The 24,301-nt window shown below is 68.2% G+C and carries 21 protein-coding genes; 9 read left to right on the forward strand and 12 right to left on the reverse strand.

Features of this window, described 5'->3' with window-relative positions:
- Positions 1 to 321: 321 nt before the first annotated feature.
- From KF889_14130 to KF889_14145, 4 genes are all read left to right on the forward strand, one after another.
- The gene (locus KF889_14130) at positions 322 to 1,395 is read left to right on the forward strand and encodes an ABC transporter ATP-binding protein (protein ID MBX3500582.1); all 1,074 of its coding nucleotides are present in this window, start codon (positions 322 to 324) and stop codon (positions 1,393 to 1,395) included.
- 18 nt (positions 1,396 to 1,413) lie between these two features.
- Positions 1,414 to 2,703, forward strand: coding sequence for an extracellular solute-binding protein (locus KF889_14135; protein ID MBX3500583.1), 1,290 nt, complete (start codon positions 1,414 to 1,416; stop codon positions 2,701 to 2,703).
- A gap of 135 nt (positions 2,704 to 2,838) precedes the next feature.
- The gene (locus KF889_14140) at positions 2,839 to 3,696 is read left to right on the forward strand and encodes an ABC transporter permease (GenBank protein MBX3500584.1); all 858 of its coding nucleotides are present in this window, start codon (positions 2,839 to 2,841) and stop codon (positions 3,694 to 3,696) included.
- A gap of 3 nt (positions 3,697 to 3,699) precedes the next feature.
- Positions 3,700 to 4,545, forward strand: a complete 846-nt coding sequence (locus tag KF889_14145; GenBank protein ID MBX3500585.1) for an ABC transporter permease — start codon at positions 3,700 to 3,702, stop codon at positions 4,543 to 4,545.
- Between the two features lie 118 nt (positions 4,546 to 4,663).
- Here KF889_14145 and KF889_14150 read toward each other — a convergent pair whose 3' ends face one another.
- Together KF889_14150 and KF889_14155 are read right to left on the reverse strand one after the other, a co-directional pair.
- Positions 4,664 to 5,251, reverse strand: a complete 588-nt coding sequence (locus KF889_14150) for a hypothetical protein (protein MBX3500586.1) — start codon at positions 5,249 to 5,251, stop codon at positions 4,664 to 4,666.
- 359 nt (positions 5,252 to 5,610) lie between these two features.
- Positions 5,611 to 6,630 (reverse strand): Fe(3+) ABC transporter substrate-binding protein, encoded by a 1,020-nt coding sequence (locus KF889_14155; protein ID MBX3500587.1) that lies wholly within the window; start codon positions 6,628 to 6,630, stop codon positions 5,611 to 5,613.
- A 197-nt stretch (positions 6,631 to 6,827) separates the two neighbouring features.
- Between KF889_14155 and KF889_14160 the strand changes: the two genes are divergently transcribed.
- A complete protein-coding gene (locus KF889_14160) occupies positions 6,828 to 7,832 on the forward strand; it encodes an alpha/beta hydrolase (protein ID MBX3500588.1) in 1,005 nt (334 codons plus the stop codon).
- Positions 7,833 to 7,986: 154 nt separating this feature from the next.
- On the opposite strand, the gene KF889_14165 is transcribed toward KF889_14160, so the two are convergent.
- Positions 7,987 to 8,262, reverse strand: a complete 276-nt coding sequence (locus tag KF889_14165) for a metal-sensitive transcriptional regulator (GenBank protein MBX3500589.1) — start codon at positions 8,260 to 8,262, stop codon at positions 7,987 to 7,989.
- A gap of 38 nt (positions 8,263 to 8,300) precedes the next feature.
- Between KF889_14165 and KF889_14170 the strand changes: the two genes are divergently transcribed.
- Entirely contained in the window at positions 8,301 to 10,616 is a 2,316-nt protein-coding gene (locus tag KF889_14170; protein ID MBX3500590.1) for a heavy metal translocating P-type ATPase, read from the forward strand.
- A gap of 98 nt (positions 10,617 to 10,714) precedes the next feature.
- Here KF889_14170 and KF889_14175 read toward each other — a convergent pair whose 3' ends face one another.
- The 4 genes from KF889_14175 to KF889_14190 all read right to left on the reverse strand — a co-directional run bounded on the left by KF889_14175 (position 10,715) and on the right by KF889_14190 (position 13,938).
- Positions 10,715 to 11,365 carry an Asp/Glu/hydantoin racemase gene (locus KF889_14175; GenBank protein ID MBX3500591.1) on the reverse strand — a complete coding sequence of 217 codons (651 nt, stop codon included), beginning with the start codon at positions 11,363 to 11,365 and terminating at the stop codon, positions 10,715 to 10,717.
- Between the two features lie 5 nt (positions 11,366 to 11,370).
- On the reverse strand, positions 11,371 to 12,156 hold the full coding sequence (locus KF889_14180; GenBank protein MBX3500592.1) for an SDR family oxidoreductase: 786 nt from the start codon (positions 12,154 to 12,156) through the stop codon (positions 11,371 to 11,373).
- Positions 12,157 to 12,293: 137 nt separating this feature from the next.
- The gene (locus KF889_14185; GenBank protein ID MBX3500593.1) at positions 12,294 to 13,058 is read right to left on the reverse strand and encodes an alpha/beta fold hydrolase; all 765 of its coding nucleotides are present in this window, start codon (positions 13,056 to 13,058) and stop codon (positions 12,294 to 12,296) included.
- Between the two features lie 16 nt (positions 13,059 to 13,074).
- Positions 13,075 to 13,938, reverse strand: a complete 864-nt coding sequence (locus KF889_14190; protein ID MBX3500594.1) for a TauD/TfdA family dioxygenase — start codon at positions 13,936 to 13,938, stop codon at positions 13,075 to 13,077.
- 306 nt (positions 13,939 to 14,244) lie between these two features.
- Here KF889_14190 and KF889_14195 point away from each other — a divergent pair, with 306 nt between their 5' ends.
- The 3 genes from KF889_14195 to KF889_14205 all read left to right on the forward strand — a co-directional run bounded on the left by KF889_14195 (position 14,245) and on the right by KF889_14205 (position 17,551).
- The gene (locus KF889_14195) at positions 14,245 to 15,468 is read left to right on the forward strand and encodes a beta-lactamase family protein (protein ID MBX3500595.1); all 1,224 of its coding nucleotides are present in this window, start codon (positions 14,245 to 14,247) and stop codon (positions 15,466 to 15,468) included.
- Between the two features lie 102 nt (positions 15,469 to 15,570).
- Positions 15,571 to 16,326, forward strand: a complete 756-nt coding sequence (locus tag KF889_14200; protein MBX3500596.1) for an alpha/beta hydrolase — start codon at positions 15,571 to 15,573, stop codon at positions 16,324 to 16,326.
- A gap of 16 nt (positions 16,327 to 16,342) precedes the next feature.
- Complete coding sequence (locus KF889_14205) at positions 16,343 to 17,551, forward strand: LLM class flavin-dependent oxidoreductase (protein MBX3500597.1); 1,209 nt, start codon at positions 16,343 to 16,345, stop codon at positions 17,549 to 17,551.
- Positions 17,552 to 17,694: 143 nt separating this feature from the next.
- Here the strand turns inward: KF889_14205 and KF889_14210 are convergent, their stop codons facing one another.
- From KF889_14210 to KF889_14230, 5 genes are all read right to left on the reverse strand, one after another.
- On the reverse strand, positions 17,695 to 18,495 hold the full coding sequence (locus tag KF889_14210; GenBank protein ID MBX3500598.1) for a glucose 1-dehydrogenase: 801 nt from the start codon (positions 18,493 to 18,495) through the stop codon (positions 17,695 to 17,697).
- A gap of 79 nt (positions 18,496 to 18,574) precedes the next feature.
- Positions 18,575 to 19,963, reverse strand: coding sequence for an LLM class flavin-dependent oxidoreductase (locus KF889_14215; protein ID MBX3500599.1), 1,389 nt, complete (start codon positions 19,961 to 19,963; stop codon positions 18,575 to 18,577).
- A gap of 5 nt (positions 19,964 to 19,968) precedes the next feature.
- Positions 19,969 to 21,552 (reverse strand): carboxylesterase/lipase family protein, encoded by a 1,584-nt coding sequence (locus KF889_14220; GenBank protein MBX3500600.1) that lies wholly within the window; start codon positions 21,550 to 21,552, stop codon positions 19,969 to 19,971.
- Between the two features lie 237 nt (positions 21,553 to 21,789).
- A complete protein-coding gene (locus KF889_14225) occupies positions 21,790 to 23,163 on the reverse strand; it encodes an MFS transporter (GenBank protein MBX3500601.1) in 1,374 nt (457 codons plus the stop codon).
- A gap of 138 nt (positions 23,164 to 23,301) precedes the next feature.
- Complete coding sequence (locus KF889_14230; protein ID MBX3500602.1) at positions 23,302 to 24,189, reverse strand: NAD(P)-dependent oxidoreductase; 888 nt, start codon at positions 24,187 to 24,189, stop codon at positions 23,302 to 23,304.
- Between the last annotated feature and the right edge of the window lie 112 nt (positions 24,190 to 24,301).

Below are 24,301 nucleotides of genomic sequence, written 5' to 3' on the forward strand. Positions count from 1 at the left end.
CGAGCCAGCCGCACGTCGTCGTCCTGAGCGTCAGCGAAGGACCTCGCGGTATCGTGGCCCCGATCGGGCCCCCGCCGGATCCTTCGCTTCGCTCAGGATGACAATTGGTGATCATTCGACGAGCAATATGCCCAATCCACAATCGGAATCGCCGAAACGCGCCTGTGGGCGGATACTCCGTAGACAGCATCGGGGGATTGTTCAGTGACCGGTCGCGACGATCGCCGCTCCTTTGGGCATCGGCTCACCTCGCTGATGCGCGGCACTGCTCTTGCATCGGGCACCCGGACAGAAGCCGAGGCGTCCGGGAGAGACGAGCGGATGGTCGGAGCCCCCGACATCGAACTGATCGCACTGACCAAGCGCTACGGTCAGACGCTCGCGGTCGACAGCATCAACCTCAAGATACCGGCGGGCACATATTGCTGCCTGCTCGGCCCCAGCGGCTGCGGCAAGACCTCCACCCTGCGCATGATCGCCGGCCACGAGGAGGCGAGCGAGGGCGACGTCATCCTCGGCCGCGACAACATCACCGGCCTGCCGCCGGCCAAACGCGGCACGGCGATGATGTTCCAGAGCTACGCGCTCTTCCCCCATCTCGACTGCGTCGACAACGTCGCCTTCAGCCTCAAGATGCGCGGCGTCGAGAAGGCCGAGCGGCGCCGCCGCGCGCTGGAGCTGCTGCAGCGCGTGCAGATGGAGCCCTATGCAAAGCGCTTTCCCTCGCAGCTCTCCGGCGGCCAGCAGCAGCGCGTGGCCCTGGCCCGGGCGCTGATCACCGATCCCTCGGTGCTGCTGCTCGACGAGCCGCTGTCGGCGCTCGATCCCTTCCTGCGGGTGAGGATGCGCGAGGAGCTCAAGGCGCTGCAGACGCGGCTGGGCATCACCTTCATCCACGTCACGCACGGCCAGGAAGAGGCCATGGCGCTGGCCGACCTTGTCGTGGTGATGAACCAGGGCCGCATCGACCAGGCCGCGCCGCCGCGCGACATCTTCAACCGGCCGGCCTCGGCCTTCGTCGCGCGATTCATCGGCGGCCACAACGTGCTGGCGGCGACGCGCGACGGCGCCGACGCCGCGACCCTCGCCAACGGCACGCGCGTGAAGGTGCCGGCCAACGGCCACGCCGGCGGCGATATCCATGTCGCGGTGCGCGCCGATCGCATCGAGCTCGGCCGGCCCGACGCGCCGAGCGACAGCGCCCTGCGGCTGAGCGGCACGGCGCGCTCGGTCGAGTATCTCGGCACATCAGTGCAGATCGGCGTCGAGATCGCCGGCCTCGAGCCGTTCTCGGCCGTGGTCCCCGAAGCGAAGTTCTACGCCGCGCCGGTCGCCCCGGGTGACGCGGTGGCGGTGGGCTGGGCACCCGAGGACATGCACGTCATCGGGCATTGAAGAAGAAGGAGAGGCATCATGAGCGAGAAGAAGACCGCGGGACCCGGACGCCGCACCATGCTGAAGGGCACCGCCGCGCTCGCCGGCACGGCGCTGGGCAGCGGCGCGATCGGCGGCTTCCCGACCATCTGGGGCCAGACGACGAAGAACATCACGTTGCGCCAGTTCGGCACCGGCGTCTCGAACATCAACGAGATCGCCGACAAGTGCAAAGCCGACCTCGGCATCACGCTGCAGATGACGGCGCTCGACTCCGACGCGGTCGTGCAGCGCGCGGTGACGCAGCCCAACAGCTACGACATCGCCGACATCGAGTACTGGATGGTCAAGAAGGTCTTCCCGGCCAACGTGCTGCAGGCGATGGACGTCAAGAAGATCAAGTACTTCGACAAGATCGTGCCGATCTTCACCACGGGCAAGCTCAAGCCCGACAGCGTGGTCGCGCAGGGTACGGCGCCGAGCACGGTGGGCTTCGTCGAGGGCGCCGGCTCGACCAAGTTCGCCAAGGGCCAGACCGGCTGGTTCACGATGATCCCGACGATCTACAACGCCGACACGCTGGGCATCCGTCCGGATCTGGTCGGCCGCAAGATCGATTCGTGGAAGGACATGCTCGACCCGAAGTTCAAGGGCAAGACCTCGATCCTCAACATTCCCTCGATCGGCATCATGGACGCCGCGATGATCTGCGAGTCGGCGGGCATCGTGAAGTACGGCGACAAGGGCAACATGACCAAGGCGGAGATCGACAAGACCATCGATTTCCTGATCAAGACCAAGAAGGAGGGCCAGTTCCGCGCCTTCTGGAAGACCTTCGACGAGTCGGTGAACCTGATGGCCTCGGGCGAGGTGATCATCCAGTCGATGTGGTCGCCGGCGGTCACCGCGGTGCGGTCGAAGGGCGTGCCCTGCATCTACCAGCCGCTCAAGGAAGGCTATCGCGCCTGGGGCGGCGGCCTGGGCCTCGCCAAGCATCTCAGCGGCGACAAGCTGGCGGCGGCCTATGACTACATCAACTGGTACATGTCGGGCTGGGTCGGCGCCTTCCTCAACCGGCAGGGCTACTACTCCGCCGTGCTCGAGACCGCCAAGGCCAACATGAGCGAGGACGAGTGGGGCTACTGGATGGAAGGCAAGCCGGCCAAGGGCGAGATCAAGAGCCCCAAGGGCGTGGTGATGGAAAAGCCCGGTGCGGTGCGCGACGGCGGCTCGTTCTACGACCGCATGGGCGCGGTCTCGTGCTGGAACGCGGTGATGGATGAGGACCGCTACATGGTCCAGAAGTGGAACTCCTTCATCGCGGCGTAGGCGCGTGATGTCGTCCTGAGCGAAGCGAAGGACCTTGCGGTCGTGCGGTCACATCAAGGCATGTGTCCGCTCGCACTACCGCGAGGTCCTTCGCTGGCGCTCAGGACGACGGCGTTCTTCGCGTAATCTCTCCCGATGTCCGTCCGCAGCCCGAACTGGGTGCCCTATCTCCAGGTAGCGCCGCTGTCGCTGGTGTTCCTGGTGTTCCTTGTCGTGCCGATCCTGACCATCGTCGTGGTCAGCTTCTTCGACTACGACAGCACGCGGCTGCTGCCGGATTTCGTGCTGACCAACTACGAGGAGCTGCTGAGCTCCTCGATCACCTGGCGCACCTACGGGCAGACCCTGGAATTCGCCCTCATCACCTGGATCTGCACGCTGCTGATCGGCTTCACCGTCGCCTATTTCCTCGCCTTCCATGTGCGCTCGACGGCGTGGCAGACGGTGCTGTTCCTGGTCTGCACGATTCCGTTCTGGACCTCCAACATCATCCGCATGATCTCGTGGATCCCGTTCCTCGGCCGCAACGGCGTGCTCAACACCGCGCTGCAGGGCGCCGGCGTGATCGACCGGCCGCTCGAGTTCCTGCTGTTCTCCGACTTCGCCGTCGTGCTGGCCTATGTCCACCTCTACACGCTGTTCATGGTGGTGCCGATCTTCAACTCGATGATGCGCATCGACCGCTCGCTGATCGAGGCGGCGCACGACGCCGGCGCCTCGGGCCGGCAGATCCTGTGGAACGTGATCATTCCCCTGTGCAAGCCCGGCATCGCCATCGGCTCGATCTTCGTCGTCACCATCGTCATGGGCGACTTCGTCACCGTGCGTCTGATGAGCGGCGGCCAGAGCGCCTCGGTCGGGCTGATGATGATCAACGCCATGTCGCTGCTGCAGTACCCGGCGGCGGCCGCCAACGCCGTCGTGCTGCTGATCCTGGTGCTGATGACCGTGGCGCTGATGATCCGCGTCGTCGACATCCGCAGGGAGCTCTAGGCGATGCGCGACGGCCGCCGGCGTCCCCTCTCCTTCTACCTGCTGGCCGGCTTCTTCGGCCTGTTCGTGCTGTTCCTCTACGGGCCGACCTCGACCATCGTGCTCCTGTCCTTCCAGGGCCCCTCGGGCGGGCTGACCTTTCCGATGAACGGCGTGTCGCTCCACTGGTTCGGCAATCTCTTCGAGCGCCAGATGGTCGGCGATTTCGCCGGCTCGCTGCAGCGCTCGATGCTGCTGGGCATTGTCACCATGCTGGTGACCGTGGCCGTCTCCTTCGCCGCCGGGCTGGCATTCCGCAAGCGTTTCAGGGGCGCCACCCTAGTCTTCTACCTCGCCATCGCCAGCCTGATCGTGCCCTCGATCCTGATCAGCCTGGGCATCGGCCTGCTGTTTCGCGTGCTCGAATGGGACCCGGCCTGGTACAGCTCGGCCTTCGGCGCGCACCTGTCGTGGACCCTGCCCTTCGGCCTGCTGATCATGTTCGCGGTCTTCAATCGGTTCAGCCCGAGCTACGAGGAGGCGGCGCGCGATCTCGGCGCGTCGCCGTGGCAGACCATCCGCCATGTCGTGCTGCCGATCGTGCTGCCCAGCCTGATCGGCGTCGGCCTGTTCGGCTTCACGCTCAGCTACGACGAATTCGCGCGCAGCCTCTACACGTCGGGCACCTTCAACACGCTGCCGCTGGAGATCTACGGCATGACGACCAACGTCACCACGCCGGTGCTCTACGCGCTGGGCACGGTGACCACGGGCGTGTCATTCCTGGTGATCGCGCTCTCGCTGGCCGCCTTCGTCGTCATCCGCCGCCGCCGCGCGCGCTTCGGCAGCGACGCCGGTCGGGGCGTGTAGCACATATTGCTGTCATCCCGAGCGCAGCGAGGGATCCAGGCTTGCGACTAGATCCCTCGCTGCGCTCGGGATGACAGAAGAGTCTACGCGATCGGAATGTGCTCCGGCTGGACGATCGCTAGTCCAGCCGCTCCAGCTTGGTTACTTCCTGCGGCGGCAGCTCGGCGAGGTAGAGGTTGCCGTCGGCGTCGCCCGCGATGCCGTGGGCGCCGTTGATCGCGCCGCGACAGCGCCCGATCAGCCTGCCTTCGGGCGAGAGCAGGCTGATGCGCGGGATCTGATCGGTGACGAAGATACGGTCGCGATCGTCCACCCAGATCTGCATCGGATGATAGAAGTCGCCCCAGGCGGCGATGAAGTTGCCGGCGCGGTCGAAGACCTGCACACGGTTGTTCTCGCGATCGCCGACCAGCACCCGGTCGAAACGATCGACCCAGATGGCGTGCGGCGTGGTGAAGGCGCCCGGCGCATCGCCGTGCCCGCCCCAGCTGCGGATCAGCGTGCCGTCGGCGGCGAAGCGATGGACGCTGGAATTGCCGTAGCCGTCGGCGACGTAGATCTCGCCGTCTGCCGCCTCGGCCGCCGCCGTCGGATGGTTGAACGGCGCGTCGAGCGCGGGGTGATGGCGGCGGCCGAGCGCCTGCACGAGCCTGCCGTCGGCGTCGAAGCGCAGCACCTGGTGCGCGTCGCGATCGGCCACCAGCATCGTGCCGCCGGAGGCGGCGCTGATGTAGTGCGGCTCGGCGAGCTGGCCCTCACCCCACGATCCGACGAGACGTCCGTCGCGCTCGAAGACGAGGACCGGCCGATCGGTTCCACGCTGCGCGACATGCACGCGCCCCTCGCGATCGACCACAAGATCAGAGATGAACCCGAAGCTTTCACCTGCGGGCAACCGCGCCCACTTGCGGTGGATCGCGTAGCGGCGATCGCCGAGCAAGACGACATAGCGTTCGTCGGACATGCGTCCAGCTCAGCACAATGACCGACGCTGTCAACACGCAAACGGGCGCCGCTGCGATCGCAGCGGCGCCCGTCGTCGGCAGCGTCGGGGAGGCCGGTGGCCTACTTCCAGCCGACCTTGTCCATGATCGCCTGCGCCTTGGCCTGGTTGCGGCCGAGCTCGGCGACGTTCACCTGGTCGCGCTTGAAGTTGCCCAGCGAGGCGAGGCCCTTGTTGTCGACCGGCACTTCGGTAACCGGCCACTCGTTGTTGCCGTTGGCGAAGTAGAGCTGCGCGGAGTCGCTGGCGAGGTACTCGAGGAACTTCACCGCCGCGTCCCGGTTGGGCGAGTTCTTGGCCATGCCGCCGCCCGAGACGTTGACATGCGTGCCGCGGTTGCCCTGGTTGGGGAACAGGACCTGGGTCTTGGCCGCCACCGCCTTGTCGGCGTCCTTGGCCGAGTTCAGCAGGCGCACGTAGTAGTAGCTGTTGCTGATCGCCACGTCGCACTGGCCGGCGGCCACCGCCTTGATCTGGTCGGTGTCGCCGCCCTGCGGCGGACGCGCGAGGTTCTCCTTCACGCCCCGGGCCCAGGCCTCGGCCTTCTCCTCGCCGACCGTGGCGATCATCGAGGACAGGAGCGAGAGGTTGTAGATGTGGCTGCCGGAACGGGCGCAGATGCGGCCCTTCCACTCGGGCTTGGTGAGGTCCTCGTAGTCCTTCAGCTCGCCCGGCTTGACCTTGTCCTTGTTGACCACCAGCACCCGGGCGCGGGCGGAGAAGCCGAACCACTTGCCGTCCTTGTCGCGCAGATAGGCCGGCACCGCCTTTTCCAGCGCCGCCGACTTCACCGGCTGCAGGATGCCGGCCTGCTCGGCCTTCCAGATGCGGCCCATGTCGACGGTGAGCATCACGTCGGCCGGGCTGTTGGCGCCCTCCTGGCGGATGCGCTCGATGATCTCGTCTTCCTTGGCATCGATGCGATTGATCTTGATGCCGGTGGCCTTGGTGAAATCGCCGTAGAGCTTCTCGTCGGTCTGGTAGTGGCGCGCCGAATAGAGATTGAGCTGCTGCGCCATCGTGGGCGCCGCTGCCATCCCGGCGGCCAGGGCAGTGGCGAAAATCAAGGCTCTGGCGGTCATCTGCACCCTCCTCCACCGCGGCCGACGCCCCAGCGGGTCGCACACGCGAGTAAGTCGCAGTGGTAGATGGCCGATTCCAGCGCTAGGGTCAAGGCGAACGCGAACAAGTCGCAGTTACCTGCCGGCTGGAGCGGCAACAGGGACGTTGTCCCGGGCGGCAACTGTTGTTACCGCTCACTTTGTACGCCATGGATGCCGTGACCCAACCCGCCCCCATCGTTGCCGACGAGCCGGATCCCGATGCCGCGCCCCGGGCGGTGCCCGAGCTCGTGCGGCAGATGTACGTCGCCGCCGACCGCTACGACTTCGTGACATCGCCCGACGGCGCCAGGCTGCGCTACGCCTTTTGGCGCGCCCGCGCCGAGCGGCCGCGCGGCACCATCCTGCTGCTCAACGGCCGCGGCGAGTTCATCGAGAAATACGCCATCGAGATCGTCCCCGAGCTGCGCGCCCGCGGCTTCGCCATCTGGACCATGGACTGGCGCGGCCAGGGCCTGTCGGCGCGCTCGCTGCCCGATTCGCAGAAGGGTCACATCGACCGCTTCGAGACCTACGTGTCGGATCTCGCCGCCTTCGTCGACAAGGTCGCCGCCAGCGACACGCCCCGGCCGATCGTCACGCTCAGCCATTCGATGGGCGCGCACAATTTGCTGCGCTATCTGGCCGAGCACGGCAACGGGCCGATCAAGGCCGGGTTCATGACGGCGCCGATGACGGGGCTGCGCAGCGAGGCGGCCATCCGCGCGCTGCTCAGCCTGCTGCCGCCGACCGCCAAGATCGACCAGCGCTATTTCTACGGCGGCACGCCCTTCCGCCTGGTCGGTCGCGAGTTCATCGGCAACAAGGTGACGCACGATCTGCGCCGCTTCCGCTTCGCCGAGGCCTGGTATGTCACCGACCCGCGCCTGCCGATCGGCGGGCCGACCATAGGCTGGCTGCGCCAGGCGGTGAAGTCGATTCGCCAGCTGGTCGAGCCGAGCTATCTGGCGCGCATCACGCTGCCGCTGATGATGCTCAGCGCCAAGCAGGATCTGCTGGTCGACAGCCGCACCCACGCGGCGCTGACCACGCGGCTGCCCAATGCGAAGGTGATCGACTACGAGGGCGCGCGCCACGAGATCATGATGGAGATCGACAAGGTCCGCGCCCGCTTCTGGACCGACTTCGACCGCTTCACCGGCGAGCACGCGCCGCTGCGGTGAGACACGTAGAACTACCTTCCCCCGGAGGGGGAAGGTGGCAGCGCGTAGCGCTGACGGATGGGGGATGTCGAAGACGGCCTCCTCCGTCCGTCTTCGACATCCCTCATCCGCCCTTCGGGCACCTTCCCCCTCCGGGGGAAGGGAAGATCCCGACTCACCGCTTGCGGCTGTCGAGCACCGCGATCAGCTCGTCGATGGTGCGCTGGCGCTCGTCCTTCGAGCCGCTGCCCATCGCGTGCGCCACGCAGTGCCCGAGATGGTCGCGCAGGATCTCCTGCTCGACCCTGTCGAGCGCGGCGCGCACCGCGCCGATCTGCGTCAGCACGTCGATGCAGTAGCGGTCGGCCTCGACCATGCGCGCCACGCCGCGCACCTGGCCCTCGATGCGTGCCAGCCGTGCAAGGCTGGACTTCCTGACCTTGTCGTCCATGCTTGTACTATACCCCCGTAGGGTATATATGGCAAGCCATGAGCGAGCATCAGCATCACGACCACGCGGTGGCGACCGATCCCGTCTGCGGCATGAAGGTGAAGATCGAGGGCGCCAGGCACGTCCACGAGCATCACGGCCAGACCTACTACTTCTGCAATCCCAAGTGCCTGACCAGGTTCCAGGCCGAGCCGCAGCGCTATCTCGAGCCGAGACCGGCGGCGGCGCCCACGCCGGCCGAGGCCGCGGCGATCTACACCTGCCCGATGCATCCCGAGATCCGCCAGGTCGGGCCGGGCAGCTGCCCGATCTGCGGCATGGCGCTGGAGCCCGAGGCCATCACCGCCGAGGCGCCGCCCAACCACGAGCTGGTCGACTTCACCCGCCGCTTCTGGATCGGTTTGGCGCTTACCTTGCCGGTCGTGGCACTGGAGATGGGCAGCCATCTCTTCGACCTGCATCATCTGGTGGATCAGCGCCTCTCGGCCTGGCTGCAGCTCGGCTTCGCCACGCCCGTCGTGCTGTGGGCCGGCTGGCCGTTCTTCGCGCGCGGCGTGGCCTCGGTCCGCAACCGCGCGCTCAACATGTTCACCCTGATCGCCATCGGCACCGGCGCGGCCTGGCTCTACAGCATCGCCGCCACCATCGTGCCCGGCGCTTTCCCGGCGGCGCTGCGCGACGCGCATGGCGCGGTGGCGGTGTACTTCGAGGCCGCCGCCGTGATCGTCGTGCTGGTGCTGCTCGGCCAGGTGCTCGAGCTGCGCGCGCGCGAGCGCACCGGTGGCGCGATCCGCGCCCTGCTCAAGCTCGCGCCGGCCACGGCGCTGCGCGTCGGGGAGGACGGCGAGGAGCGCGAAGTGCCGCTGGAGACCGTGGTCGTCGGCGATCGGCTGCGCGTCAAGCCCGGCGCGAAGGTGCCGGTCGACGGCGCGCTGGCCATCGGCCGCGGCACGATCGACGAGTCGATGATCACCGGCGAGCCGATGCCCGTCAGCAAGAGCAAGGGCGACAAGCTCACGGGCGGCACGATCAATACCACCGGCAGCTTCGTGATGCGCGCCGAGCGCGTCGGCGCCGACACCATGCTGGCGCGCATCGTGCAGATGGTGTCGCAGGCGCAGCGCAGCCGCGCGCCGATCCAGCGCCTCGCCGACCAGGTCTCGGGCTGGTTCGTGCCCGCGGTGCTGCTGGTGGCGGTGCTGAGCTTCGCCGCCTGGAGCCTGTGGGGACCGGCGCCGGCCCTGCCCTTCGCCATCGTCGCCGCCGTCTCGGTGCTGATCATCGCCTGTCCCTGCGCGCTGGGCCTCGCCACGCCGATGTCGATCATGGTCGGCATCGGCCGCGGCGCCACCGAAGGCGTGCTGATCCGCGACGCCGAGGCGCTGGAGCGCATGGAGAAGGTCGACACGCTGGTGATCGACAAGACCGGCACACTGACCGAAGGACGGCCGACCCTGCTGGCCGTCGAGACCCTCGACGGCGGCGACGACAACGAGGCGCTGCGGCTCGCCGCCAGCCTCGAACGCGGCAGCGAGCATCCGATCGCCACCGCCATCGTGGGCGCCGCGCGCGAGCGCAAGCTGGCGCTGGCTGACGCGCAGGATTTCGACTCGCCGATCGGCAAGGGCGTGTCGGGCACGCTCGACGGCAAGGCGCTCGTGCTGGGCAATGCCGCCTTCCTCAGGGAGCGCGGCATCGATACGGCACCCGGCGAGAGCCGCGCCGACGCCCTGCGCGCCGACGGCGCCACCGTCGTCATGCTGGCGAACGATGGCCGGCTCGCCGCGCTGATCGCCGTCGGCGACAAGGTCAAGGACACGACGCCCGACGCGCTGGCGACGCTGAAGGCCGCCGGCCTGCGCATCGTCATGCTGACCGGCGACGTGCGCCGCTCGGCCGAGGCGGTGGCGGCGAAGCTCGGCATCGATGCGGTCGAGGCCGAGGTCCTGCCGCAGGACAAGGCGGCGATCGTGCAGCGCCTGCGCGCCGAGGGCCGCGTCGTCGCCATGGCCGGCGACGGCGTCAACGACGCGCCGGCTCTGGCGGCGGCCGATGTCGGCATCGCCATGGGCACCGGCACCGAGATCGCCATCGAAAGCGCCGGCGTCACGCTGGTGAAGGGCGACCTGCGCGGCATCGCCCGCGCGCGCATCCTGTCGCGCGCCACCATGCGCAACATCAGGCAGAACCTGTTCTTCGCCTTCGCCTACAACACCGCCGGCGTTCCGGTGGCCGCGGGCGTGCTCTATCCGGTGTTCGGTCTGCTGCTGTCGCCGGTGATCGCCGCCGCGGCGATGTCGCTGAGCTCGGTCAGCGTCATCGCCAACGCGCTGCGCCTGCGCCGCTCGACCTAGAGCACCGAGCGTCAAAACGAACTCAGCCGTCTTCCTGGGAGCGCCGGCGGGACGCCGGCGCTCCCAAAGACGCGTGATTCCGCATTTCGTTCGTTGCGCTAGCGCAGCCGCACCAGCGTCTCTGCGTGGCGCACGGCGCAGGCGACGCCGTCGAGCAGCGGCAGGGCGATGCGGGCGCGGAGGCTGTCGGCCAGGCCGGCCAGCGGTCCGCCTCCCAGCACGATCGAGGCGACATCGCCACGCGCGGCAATCTCCCGGCACGCCGCTTCCAGCGCCGCGCCGTGGTCGGTCTGCACCGAGGCCACGTCGGCGACCGGCGCATCCAGGAAGAAGTTGACCGCCAGCCGCTCGGCCAGGCCAAGGCGACGCGCCATCGTCTCGAACACCGGCCGCAGGGTCGAGGCGAGCGACACGATCGCGAAGCGCTCACCCATCATCGCCGCCGTCAGCAATGCGCTTTCGGCGATGCCCAGCACCGGCCGCTTCGACAGCGCACGCGCCGCCATCAGGCCGGGATCGGCGAAGGCGGCGATGATGATCGCGTCATGGGACGGCCATTCGCGCGCGACGATCTCCAGCGTGACCGCTTCAGCCGCCGCCGCCTGTTCGGGCAGGCTGATATAAGGCACGCCACGGGGGGCGCTCAGCCCGACGATCTCGGTGCCTTGCGACGCGTGGCGGTGCGCCTGCTCCACCATGCGGTCGGTGACCGCCTGGGTCGTGTTGGGATTGTAGACGAGCAAGCGCATGGCGTTCAGGCGCCCAGCAGCTGGCCACCATCGACCGAGATCGTCTGGCCGGTGACCCAGTTGGCCAGGGGCGAGGCGAGGAACAGCGCTACGCTCGCGATCTCCTCGGGATGGCCCAGGCGGCCGAACGGGATGCTCTTGTGGATCGCGTTGTAGAGCTGCGGCGCGTCCGTCTTGCGGCGATCCCAGACGCCGCCGGGAAACTCGATCGAGCCCGGCGCGATGCAGTTCACGCGGATGTTCTTGCGCGCCAAAGTCGCGGCCTGCGACAGCGTGTAGTGGATCATCGCCGCCTTCACCGCGCCGTAGGGCGGCTGGCGCGCCGCCGGCCGCATGGCCGAGATCGACGACATGTTGATGATCGAGGCGCCGGCCTTGCCGCCATTGACGTCGTTGGCCGCACCGGCCTTCTCGAGATACGGCATCGCCGCCTGCGAGGCGCGCACCATCGCCATGACGTCGACATTGAGGCCCGCGGCCCATCCCGCCTCGTCGTCGGTCGAGCCAAAGCCCGAGGCGTTGTTGACCAGCACGTCGATGCCGCCCAGCGCCTGGGCGGCGTCCTCGATGTAACGCTTGATCGCGGCCGCGTCGCCGAGGTCGCAGCTGGCGGCATGCGCCTTGTGGTTCGACCTGGCGATGTCCGTGCGCGTCTCCTCCAGCGCCTTGGGCTCGCGCGCGCAGATCGAGACGTCGGCGCCCGCCTGGGCGAAGCCCAGCGCGATCGAACGGCCGATGCCGCGGCTGCCGCCGCACACCACGACGCGGCGGCCGGTGAAATCGAAACTCATGACGGTCCTCTTGTTCGCTTGCAGCTCGTCTTGCTCCCTCTCCCCGCCTGCGGGGAGAGGGTTGGGATGAGGGGTTCGTGCGGCAAACCGCGGCCGCAGTCTATTCGATCCGGCCCCTCACCCCGACCCTCTCCCCGCTATCGCAGGGAGAGGGAGGACAGAAAGGATTCGACGGCGCGGTTGAAGGCGGCGGGCTGGTGCAGGTTGGCGGCATGGCCGGCGGCGGGGATGACCACCTTCGACGCGCCGGGAATCTTGGCCGCCATGTAGTCGGTGGCGGCGAGGAAGTTCTTGTCGTCGGCGCCCACGAGCACCAGCGTCGGCACCTTCACGCCCTCCAGCGACTTGATCACGCGGTCGTTCTGCTGCGCCAGCATGCCGCGCGCCGCGCCGGCCAGACCCGAGGCGTCGCGATGCTGGCTCAGGCGCACCTCGTCGCTGCTGCCCAGCGCCGCGAGGCCACGCGCCTCGAGATCGGCGGCGCGCTTGTGCGCCGTGGCGTTCCATGCCGCGCGCGCCTCGTCCTTCTTGAAGCCGGGCCCGGTGTCGAACAGCATCAGCGCGCGCGTCATGCCGGGATGCGTGGCGTGGAAGGCGAGCGACATGTAGCCGCCCAGCGACAGGCCGGCGATCACCGCGCTCTTCTCGCCGACCGCGTCCAGGATCGCCGCCATGTCGCCCACCGTCAGCGCCTCGGAGTACTTCGCGCCGTCGCTGGGATAGTCGCTCTGCCCGTGCCCGCGCATGTCCCAGACGATGACCTTGTAGCGGTCCTTCAGCGCCGCCACCTGGCCGTCCCACATCCTCGACGTGGCGCTGTAGCCGTGGCTCAGCAGCACGGCAGGCCCGGCGCCGTGCATCTCGTAGTGGATCTTCACGCCGTCGCGGTCGAGGCTCGCCATGTCCTGTCTCCCTTGCTTATTGCGGCACGGTCGGCTGATCGCCGCCGATGGTCGTGCGCTGCATCAGCCGCTTGTGCTTCACCGTGTCGTACTTCGTGGCGCGATGCACCACCGCGCGGTTGTCCCACAGCACGCTGTCGCCCTCGCGCCATTTGTGGGCGAAACAGAACTCCGGCTTCAGCGCTGTCCGCGTCAGCTCGTCGAGCAGCGCCCGGCCCTCCTCGAGCGGCCAGCCGACGACGTGCGAAGCGTGCGCGCCGATGTAGAGCGCCTTGCGCCCGTTGATCGGGTTGATGCGCCACATGCGCTGCTTCGCGCCCGGCAGCTCCGCGCGCATCTCCTCGGTCAGCACCGAGTCGTCGACCAGGCCGCGCGAATGGATCAGGGAATGCTCGACGACCAGCGGCTCGATCTTCGCCTTCATCTCGTCGGAGAGCGAATCGTAGGCCGCGCGCATGCTGCAGAACTCGGTGTCGCCGCCCTCCGGCGGCACGATGCGCGCCGTCAGCAGCGAGCACAGCGAGGGAACGCTCTTGAAGGAGCTGTCGGAGTGCCAGAAGTAGTTGGCGAGCTGGTAGATCATGCGGCGATCCTCGGGCGGGATCACCGCGCCGCTCTTGATGTCGAGATTGGACTGGCGCGCGAAAGGCGTGCCGACGCCGGGGTTGGCCTTGCCGGCGATCTCCAGCGGGCCGAACATCTCGCTGAAGCGGATCTGCTTCTCGTCGTCCATCGGCATGTCGCGGAACACCAGCACGGAGTGCTCCTCGAAGGCGGCGCGGATCTCGCCGAAATCGCGCGCCGAGACCGGCTCGCGGATATCGACGCCGGAGATCTCGGCGCCGAACAGCGGATGGATCCTGCGGACGGTGATGGGCATGCGGGCGACCCTCCGGTGCGCTCTCTCGGCGCGTGGGCGGCAGTGAACCATCCGACGTCAGCCGGAACAAACACGGCCGGCACAAATCTGCCTTGCGAACCGGCGGCCTCGACGCCGGCCGGCGGGCGTGGAACGCTAGGCTGGTCGACCAGCTCCTACCTTCCCCCGGAGGGGGAAGGTGCCCGAAGGGCGGATGGGGGATGTCGAAGACGGACACCGTGTGCGTTGAGGCATCCCCCATCCGGCGCTTCGCGCCACCTTCCCCCTCCGGGGGAAGGTAAAGATCGAACGAAAAGGATCTACATCATGAACATCGCCAGCGGCATCGCCCCCGAGGACACCGGCCTTTCCGCCAAGCGGCTGAAGCTCATCGAGGGCTGGGCCGACGCCCTGGTGGCGAGCAAGAAGCTCGCCGGCCTGACCACGGTCGTGGCGCGGCGCGGCAAGATCGCCCATCACCACGTCACCGGGCTGAGCGACATCGCGCGCGGCACCAGGATGGCGGCGGACACCATCTTCCGCATCTACTCGATGACCAAGCCGCTGACCTCGGTGGCGATCATGATGCTGTACGAGGAAGGCCGCTTCCAGCTCGACGACCCGATCAGCAAGTACGCGCCGATGTTCAGGAACCCGCGCGTCGCCGCCGGCGGCATGCGCGGCAAGATCGACACCGTGCCGGCCAATCGCGAGATCACCTTCCGCGACCTGCTGACCCACACCTCGGGCATCACCTACGGCTTCATGGAGGCCAACACGGTCGACGCCGTCTATCGCAAGGTCGGCATCGACTTCCAGACCGCCAAGGTCAGCCTCGAGGAGATGTGCGCGCGCCTGGCCGAGATTCCGCTGATCGCCCAGCCCGGCGCGGAGTGGAATTACAGCAACGCCACCGACGTGCTGGGCTACCTGGTGCAGGTGCTCTCCGGCCAGCGCTTCGACGACTTCCTGGCCGAGCGCATCATCAAGCCGCTGGGGATGGTGGACACGGCATTCTGGGTACCGCAGGACAAGCTCGGCCGGCTGGCCGCGAACTACAACGTCGAGGCCGACGGCTCGCTGAAGCTGATCGACGATCCGCAGAAGAGCAGCTTCGCGGTGAAGCGCGACATCGTCTCGGGTGGCGGCGGGCTGTGCTCGACCGCCGCCGACTACATGCGCTTCTGCCAGATGATGCTCAACAAGGGCGAGCTCGAGGGCGTGCGCCTGCTGGGCCGCAAGACGGTCGAGCTGATGACCGCCAACCACCTGCGCGGCGACATGGCCGACATGGGCCAGCCGCGCTTCAGCGAGTCGAGCTACGAGGGCGTCGGCTTCGGCCTGGGCTTCTCGGTCATGCTCGATCCGGCCAAGGCGCAGATCCTCGGCACGCCGGGCGAATACGCCTGGGGCGGCGCCGCCAGCACAGCGTTCTGGGTCGATCCGGCGGAGGAGATGATCGTGCTGCTGATGACGCAGGCGATGCCGTCCTCCGCCTACCCGATCCGCCGCGAGCTGCGCGTGCTCAGCTACCAGGCGGTGATCGACTAGCCCCTCCGTCATTCCGAGCGCAGCGGGGAATCCTTCCTGCGGCCTCAAAGACCCCTCGCTGCGCTCGGGGTGACAGAGGTTCCGCGATAGTCGGTACCCAGCATGCAGAGCGTATCAGGCGTCGATCTCGACATCGTGGAGCGCGGCCGGGGACGGCCGCTGCTCTTCCTGCATGCCGGCGAAGGGCTGTGGCCGCAGCGGCCATGGCTCGACGCGCTGGCGCAGCGCTTTCGCGTCATTGCGCCGGTGCATCCCGGATGGGGCCGCTCGGCGCTGCCGGACTGGATGTCGAGCGTCGACGATCTCGCCTATCTCTATCTCGATCTCGCCAGGCAGCTCGACCTGAAGGACGCGGTGCTGGTCGGCAATTGCTTCGGCGGCTGGATCGCGGCCGAGATGGCGGTGCGCGACTCGCGGCGCTTCGGCAGGCTGGTGCTCGCCGCGCCGCTGGGCGTGAAGTTCGGCGGGCTGCACGATCGCGACATCGCCGACATGCACGGCATGGCGAAGAGCGAGCTCGACGGTCTGGCCTGGGCCGCTCCGGCGCGTGGTGCCGTCGATTTCACGAAGCTGCCGGAAACCGAGATCGCCGGCATCGTGCGCGGCCGCGAGGCCTTCGCGCTGTTCGGCTGGAAACCCTACATGCACAATCCCAAGCTCAAGCACTGGCTGCACCGCATCGATATCCCGACGTTGATCCTGTGGGGCGACCAGGACCGCATCGTGAAGCCGGAGACCGGCGCCAGGTGGCGCGATGCGGTCCCCGGCGCAAAGCTCGAGACGATCGCCGATGCCGGCCACTTCCCGCACTGGGAGCAGCCGCAGGCCTTCGCCGATCGCGTCGCCAGTTTCGCCTGACCAAGAGGAGGACACCATGCGCGTCTGGTACTTCTCGGAGATGGCCTATCATCCGGCCTGGGACGAGGGCCTGAAGCGCGGCTCGCTGCGCGTCGTGCTGCCCAGCAGCAACGTCGATCCGCAGATCGCGCACGGCCTGCTCAACCGCTACCTCGACGAGTTCGCGCTGTGCGACGAGGTCGGCCTCGACATCATGATCAACGAGCACCACAGCACGGCGACCTGCATGACCATCTCCGCGCCGATGGCGCTGGCGGTGATCGCGCGCGAGACGAAGAAGGCACGCCTGCTGTCGCTCGGCTCGCCGATCGCCAACCGGCCCGACCCGGTGCGGGTGGCCGAGGAGATGGCGTGGCTCGATGTGCTCTCGGGCGGCCGGCTTGAGATGGGGCTGGTGAAGGGCGCGCCGTACGAGATCGCGCCGGCCAACAGCAATCCGGCACGGCTGATGCGGCGCTACTGGGAAGCGCACGACCTGATCCTCAAGGCGCTCAGCACGACGGATGGCCCGTTCAACTGGGAGGGCGAGTTCTTCCACTACCGCAACGTCAACATCTGGCCGCGACCGATCCAGCTTCCGACGCCGCCGGTATGGATGACGGGCTTGAGCGTCGAGACCGGCCGCCTCGCCGCCGAGCGCGGCCATGTCGTCGGCACGCTGCTCAGCGGCGGCGTCGCCAAGCCGATGTACGACGCCTATCGCCAGCGCGCGCAGGAGCTGGGCTGGACCGCCGGTCCGGACCGCTTCGCCTATGCCGTCTGCATCGGCGTGGGCCACACCCGGGAGGAAGGCCTGCGCCGCGCCGACCTGATCGCGGGCTACGTGCGCACCGCGCCCGTGGTGGCCGAGCCGTTCACCAACCCGCCGGGCTACAATTCGCTGGGCGCCAACGTCGCCATGCTGAAGGCCGGCCCGGGCAAGGGCGGCTTCGTCAAGGACCGCGCCGGCAATCCGGTCGATGCGACCAAGGCCACGGTGCAGCAGTTCATGGAAACCGACACGGTCTTCGCCGGCACGCCCGACGACGTCGTGCAGCAGATCACCGACTTCAACAGACGCATGGGCGGCGTCGGCCATCTGCTGTTCTTCGGCCAGGGCGGCTTCCTCGACCACAGGGACACCGCCGACAACATCCGCCTGTTCGCGCGCGAGGTCTTCCCCCGCATCCAGCACCTCAACGCCGACAAGCCGGCCAGCACGCGCCGCCCGGTGGCGGCGGAGTAAACTTCCCTTCCCCCGGAGGGGGAAGGTGCCCGAAGGGCGGAAGGGGGATGTTGAAGACGAACGCAGGAGTCCGTCTTCAACATCCCCCATCCGTCGCTCCGCGCCACCTTCCCCCTCCGGGGGAAGGTAATGATCGTGGAAGCTCAGTTCGAGATCGCCTGCGTGACCGCGCCGCCCACCGCGGTGCGGCCGCCGTCAACCACCCATTGCGCGCCGGTGATGTTGCTGGCGAGGTCGGAGCACAGGAACAGCACGACGTCGGCGATCTCCTGCGGCCTGGTGTAGCGCCCCGTGGGGATCACCGTCTGGTAGGTCTTCTCGACACTGCCGGGATCGTGCGGCCGCAGCTGCTGCGCCAGCGATTCTATCATGCGTGTCTCGACCGGGCCCGGGCACACCGCGTTGATGCGCACGCCCGCGCGCGCCACCTCGCCCGACGCCGTCTTGGTCAGGCCGATCACCGCGTGCTTGGAGGCGACATAGGCCGACATGCCCGGCGTTCCGATGATGCCGGCGACCGACGCGGTGTTCACGACCGCGCCGCTCTTCTGCTTGAGCATGACAGGCAGCACGTGGCGCAGGCCGAGGAAGACGCCCTTCACGTTGACGCCCATGATCTGGTCGAACATCGCCTCGTCGTAGTCGGCGGTCGGCGCGACCTTGCCCTCGATGCCGGCGTTGTTGAAGAAGCAGTCGATCCTGCCATGGGCGTCGAGCGTCGCCTTCACATAGGCCTGCACGTCGGCCGACCTGGTGACGTCGGCGGTCACCGCCCTGGCGTCGCCGCCCTGCTGGCGGATCGCGCCGGCCACCGCCTCGGCCGCCGCACCGTCGCGATCGACGACCACGACCTTCGCACCGCGCCCGGCGAAGGCCATCGCCGCGGCCTTGCCGATGCCGTTGCCGCCACCGGTGATCAGCGCGACCTTGTCCTTGAAGTCCATGACGTTTCCTCCACTGCCCTGTCATGTCGAGCGCAGCGAGACATCCAGATCCCCCGCTGCGCTCGGGATGACAGCCTGGTCATTCCGCCGCTTTGTTCAACTTCGACAGGTCGCGGTACGTGCTGCCGACGTGCGTCGCCTTCAGTCGCGGGCCCTGGCCGAACAACTTCTCGCGCATCGTTCCGGCTGAGTAGTCGCGCTTGTAGACGCCGCGCTTCTGCAGCTCGGGAATCAAGAGCTCGACGACGTCTTCGAAATCGCCCGGCGCGATCGCGTAGGACAGGTTGAAGCCGTCGCAATCGCCATCCTCGAGCCATGCCTGCAATTGGTCGGCGATGGTCGCGGGCGAGCCCACCAGCACCGGTCCGCGTCCGCCCACCGCGCACCACTCCGCCAGCTCGCGGATCGTCCAGGTGCGCGCCGGGTCGGCCGTGCTGAAGCCCTCGATCGCCGACTGGCCGGCATTGGTCTTGACGTAGCGCAGAGGTTCCTCGGGCCGGTACTTGCCGAGGTCGATGCCGGTCCAGCCCGACAGCAGGGTCAGCGCGCCGTCGTAGCTGAAGAACTCCTTGTAGGACTGCGCCTTGCGCTCGGCCTCCGCGTCGGTCTCGCCCAGGATCACGGTCTGCATGTTGAAGACCAGCACGTCACGCGGATCGCGGCCTTCCGCCGCCACCAGCTCGCGCAGGCGCGTGGTGTAGGATTTCAGGATCGGAATCGTCGCCGCGCCGACGAAGACGCATTCGGCGTGCCGCGCCGCGAACTGCCGGCCGCGCGACGAGGCGCCGGCCTGGTAGATCACCGGCGTGCGCTGCGGCGAGGGTTCGGCGATGTGGAAGCCGGGCACGCTGTAGTGCCGGCCGGCGTGGGCAATGGGATGAACCTTCGCCGGGTCGGCGTAGACGCCGGAGCGGCGGTCACGGACACTGGCGCCGTCTTCCCAGCTGCCCTCCCACAATTTGTAGCAGACCTCCATGTACTCGTCGGCGATGTCGTAGCGATCGTCGTGCACGTTCTGCGTCGCGTGCCCGGTGTTCTTGGCGCCGCTCTCGAGATAGGAGGTCACCACGTTCCAGCCGGCGCGGCCCTTGGTCAGATGATCGAGCGTGCTCATGCGCCGCGCGAAGGGATAGGGATGCTCGAACGCCGTCGAGCAGGTCACGCCGAAGCTGAGATGCTCGGTGACCATCGCCATCGGCGGAATGATCAGCAGCGGATCGTTGCACGGCACCTGCGCGGCATGGCGCAAGGCGTGGTCGGTGGTGCCGCCATAGACGTCGTAGACGCCCAGCACGTCGGCCAGGAAGACGCCGTCGAACCTGCCGCGCTCCAGCAGCTTCGCCAGCCCGGTCCAGTATTCGAGATCGGTGTAGCGGTCCGTGCGGTTGTCGGGATGACGCCACAGGCCCGGCGCCAGATGGCCGGGCGTGTTCATCGAGAAGGCGTTGAGGCGGATCTGCCGCGCCATCGCCGTCAGCCGATCGCCGCCTTGCGCCACAGCGGTCGCGCCTCGGCGTCGGGATCGTTCACCACGCGGCATTCGCCGTCGAACACCATCGTCGCGCGCGTCCCGGTGTCGTAGGCCGGCCACGCCGGGATCGAGTCGTTCGACGGATTGCCGGTGCGCGCGAAGGTCGCCCAGGTCTTCGAGACCCTGTCGGCCAGCGCCTGGGCGCCCGGCTTGTGGTGCTGCTCGCCGATGACGTGCAGCGTGTCGAAGACGAACGGCACGTCGACCGAATGCGGCGCCTTGAGCTTGCCGCCATGGGCCGGCGTCTGCCAGTCGAGCCGATAGGTCCACACCGGCGCCTTGCCGCGCAGCGCCTTGGCCTCGGCCTGCATGATGGTGCGCACGCCGAAATTCGACGCCGTCAGCGCCGTGATCAGCCGATCGCTCGGGCTCGCCTCGGGATCGCGCTTCTTGTAGTAGGCCAGTACCGCGTCGGTCTGGCTGCCGGCGACGGCCGAGATGCGCTCGCGCAGATCGTCCTCGGTGATGGCGCGGTTCCACACCGCGTTGTCGGGCGCCAGGAAGATCGCCGATTCGTCCTTGGTGTCACCGACCATCAGCGGGATGTCGTCGGAAATCGATGGTGCGTTGGGGAAGAACGGGTGCTGCGGCAGCACCGTGCCGTCGATCACCGGGCCGAAATTGTAGCGGTCGAGCAGCGGATAGCGCGGCCTGGGCAGGCTGCGCTGCGCCGTGGCGACCGCGTCGAGCATCTTGTCGATCGGCGTCGACTGCAGCGCGGCGATGCCGTCCTTGCCCAGGGCGAAGGATTTCAGCACCGCCTCGGCCAGGCGGTTGGTCCGCTCGCGCTCGGCGAAGCGCACGCTGCTGCCGCTCTGCACGATGGCCTTGTGGAACAGGCGCCTGGCGTCGGGCATCGCCAGCAGCGCGCTGACTTTGCCGCCGCCGCCGGACTGGCCGAAGATGGTGACGTTGCCCGGGTCGCCACCGAAACGTGCCGCGTGCTCGCGCACCCATTTCAGCGCCTCGACGAGATCGAGCACGCCGAGATTGCCGGATTGCGCGAAGCGCTCGCCGCCGATCTGCGACAGGTCGAGATGGCCGAAGATGTTGAGGCGATGGTTGACCGCGACCACGACCACGTCCTGGCGCCGCGCCAGGTTGACGCTGTCGTAGCGCGGCGAGTTGGCCGAGCCGTAGGAGAACGCGCCGCCGTGCAGCCAGACCATGACCGGCCGCCTGGCGTCATCGCAGCCCGGCGTCCAGACATGCAGCGTCAGGCAGTCTTCGCCCACTGGCAGCGTGTCGACCGGTCCCCACACCGTGGCCAGCTCAGGCCGTTGCGGCGCGGCGGCCGCCTGCGGCGAGCGGCCGGCATAGTTGATCGCCTCGCGCACGCCGCTCCACGGCTCCGGCTTGCGCGCCGGGCGGAAGCGGTTGGTGCCCGCGGTCGAGGCACCGTAGGGAATGCCCTTGAAGACGTGCACGCCGTGCCGCGTCAGGCCCTGCACCTTGCCGCATGCGGTCTCGACGACGGGCGAGCGCGTGGCTTTCTCTTGGGTCAGGGACTCGACGTCGCCGGCCATCGGCATTCCTCCAGGTTCGTTGGGCTGGAGCCTGCGCCCGCAGTCTACAGCACGTCAACGCCATCGCTGCCTGTGTCTTGAGGCGCCCCAGCGTCAGCGCCCGACGCGCAACGACGCGTCCGCCTCCGGCGGAATACCTTTCCTTTCCTTTCCCCTTCCTTTCCCTTCCCTTCCTTTCCATCCTGTGCCGGCACCGTACGAGCACAGGACTCCTCCGGTGCCGGTCCCGGCAGGTGCTTACAGCGGTTCCTTGCGCGCCCGGCGTGAGAGGCGCAACCCCGACGTGGCGATGCCGAGGATGGCGAAGCCGGCGCCGATCAGGATCGCGACCGTCGGCGCCGTCGCGGGCGCGGCGACCAGGCCGAAGACCATGGCGACGATCGCCGCGCCGAAGGTCTGGCCCATCAGCCGCGCCGTCGACATGATGCCGCCGGCGCTGCCGCTGCGCTCGCGCGGGATGTTGGAGACCATCAGCCGGTTGTTGGGCGTCTGGAACAGCGCGAAGCCGATGCCGCACAGCGCCGTGCGCCAGGCGATGTTCCAGCCCGAAGGATCGTCGGGCAGCAGCGCCAGCGACACCAGCCCGCTGCACATGCAGCTGAGCCCGATCGCGCCCAGCAGGCCGGCGGGATGGCGGTCCGCCAGGCGTCCGGCGATCGGCGCGGTGAGCGCGAGGCCGGCCGGCCACGGCGTCATCAGCAGGCCGGTGTCGACCTGCGAACGGCCCAGCACGTCGTGCAGGTAGAAGGGCAGCGCCACCACGCCGCAGCCCTGCGCCGTGAAGGCGATCGAGGAGGACAGCACCGAGAGCGCGAAGACCGGACGACGGAACAGGTCGATCGGCAGCATCGGCGTCGTCAGCACCTTCTGCCGGCGCAGGAACAGCCAGCCGAAGACCAGCGCCGCCGCCACCACGCCCAGCACCACCGGCAGGGGCTGGCCGTGACCGACGCCGTCGACGCCGAAGATCAGCAGGCCGAAGGTCAGGCCGCTGAGGAAGGCGCTGGGCCAGTCGAAGGGATAGCGCGGCACGCGCACGCGCGGCAGGGTCCAGATCGACAGAACCAGGGCCGCGAGCCCGATCGGCAGGTTGAAGGCGAACAGCCATGGCCAGGGTGCTACTGCGAGGATCGCCGCGGCGATGCTCGGTCCCGACGCCGAGGAGCCGGCGACGATCAGCGTGTTCACGCCCATGCCGCGACCGAGCTGCGCGCGCGGGTAGGTGAAGCGCACCAGCGCGGCGTTGACCGCCATGATGCCGGCGGCGCCCAGCCCCTGGAACACGCGCGCGATCACCAAGGTCTGCAGCGAATCGGCCAGCGCGCAGGCCAGCGAGGCCAGCAGGAAGATCGCGATGCCGCCGCGATAGACCCGCGTGTAGCCGACGATGTCGCCCAGCGACGACAGCGGCAGCAGCGCCACCGTGACCGCGATCTGGTAGGCGGTGACGATCCAGATCGAGGTCGCGGGATCGACGCCGAGATCCCGGCCCATCGCCGGCAGCGCGACGTTGGCGATCGCGGTGCTCAGCACCGACAGCGACAGGCCCAGGGTGATGGTGGCGACCGCCCAGTAGCGGCGCGGGACGGGCAGGCCGTCCTGCGCCTCCAATGCGGAGCGGATATCGCTCATCTCAACCTGTCGTCCTGAGCGAAGCGAAGGACCTTGCGGTATCGCGACCAGACGCAAGCGTGGTGTCGGCTCGCACCACCGCAAGGTCCTTCGCTCCGCTCAGGACGACAATGCATGTCAGATCCGCACCTCGCGCTTCAGCGAGGTCTCGTAGACCCGCATCATCGAGGCGGTGTCCGACGGACCCAGCCCCATGCCGCGCGCCAGCCGCATCAGGTTGTGCGTGGCGGCGGCGAGCGGCGTGGGCGCGCCGAGCTGGTCGGAGAGCTCGAGCGCGAGGTGCATGTCCTTGTAGGCGAGGTCGAGCGCGAAGGAGGCCTTGAAGTTGCCCTTCATCACGCGGTCCGAGAACATGCGGTAGGCGTTGGAATTGCCGCTGCTGTTGGAGATCACCTGCTGCAGCTTGGCCGGATCGATGCCGGCCATCTCGCCCAGCATCATGCCCTCGGCCGCCGCCGCCATGTTGCAGAAGGCCATCATGTTGTTGACCAGCTTGGCGATGGTACCGGTGCCCAGCTCGCCCATGTGCAGCACGTTGGCGCCGAACGATTGCAGCATCGGCAGGTGCGCGTCGAACGCCGCCTTGTCGCCGCCGACCATGATGGCGATGGTGCCGGCCTCGGCGCCAACCACGCCGCCGCTGACCGGCGCGTCGAGCATGACGATGCCCTTCTCCTTCAGCTTCGCCGCGATGGCGCGCACGTTGGTCAGCGCATTGGTGCTGAGATCGAAATAGACCGTGCCCGGCCTGGCGTTCTCGAGGATGCCGCCCGGCCCCACGGCCACCGCCTCGACATCCTTGGGCATCGGCAGCGAGGTCATGATCACCTCGTTGGACGCGGCGATCTCGGCGATGCTCTTGCCGGCGCTCGCGCCGAGATCGGTGCAGGCCTTGACGCTGGCCGGGTTGAGGTCGAACACGGTGACCGTGTGGTTGGTCTTCTTGATGATGTTGCGGCACATGGGCCCGCCCATGTTGCCCACGCCGATGAAGCCGATCTTCATGCCCGTCCCCTCCTGGTTTGGCTGCTGCTGTCATTCCGAGCGCAGCGAGGAATCCTTTCAGTCCCTCTCAATCTAGCGAAAGATTCCTCGCTGCGCTCGGAATGACAGGAAT

It is taken from the genome of Alphaproteobacteria bacterium (genome assembly GCA_019635875.1).
Lineage (GTDB): Bacteria > Pseudomonadota > Alphaproteobacteria > Reyranellales > Reyranellaceae > JAFAZJ01.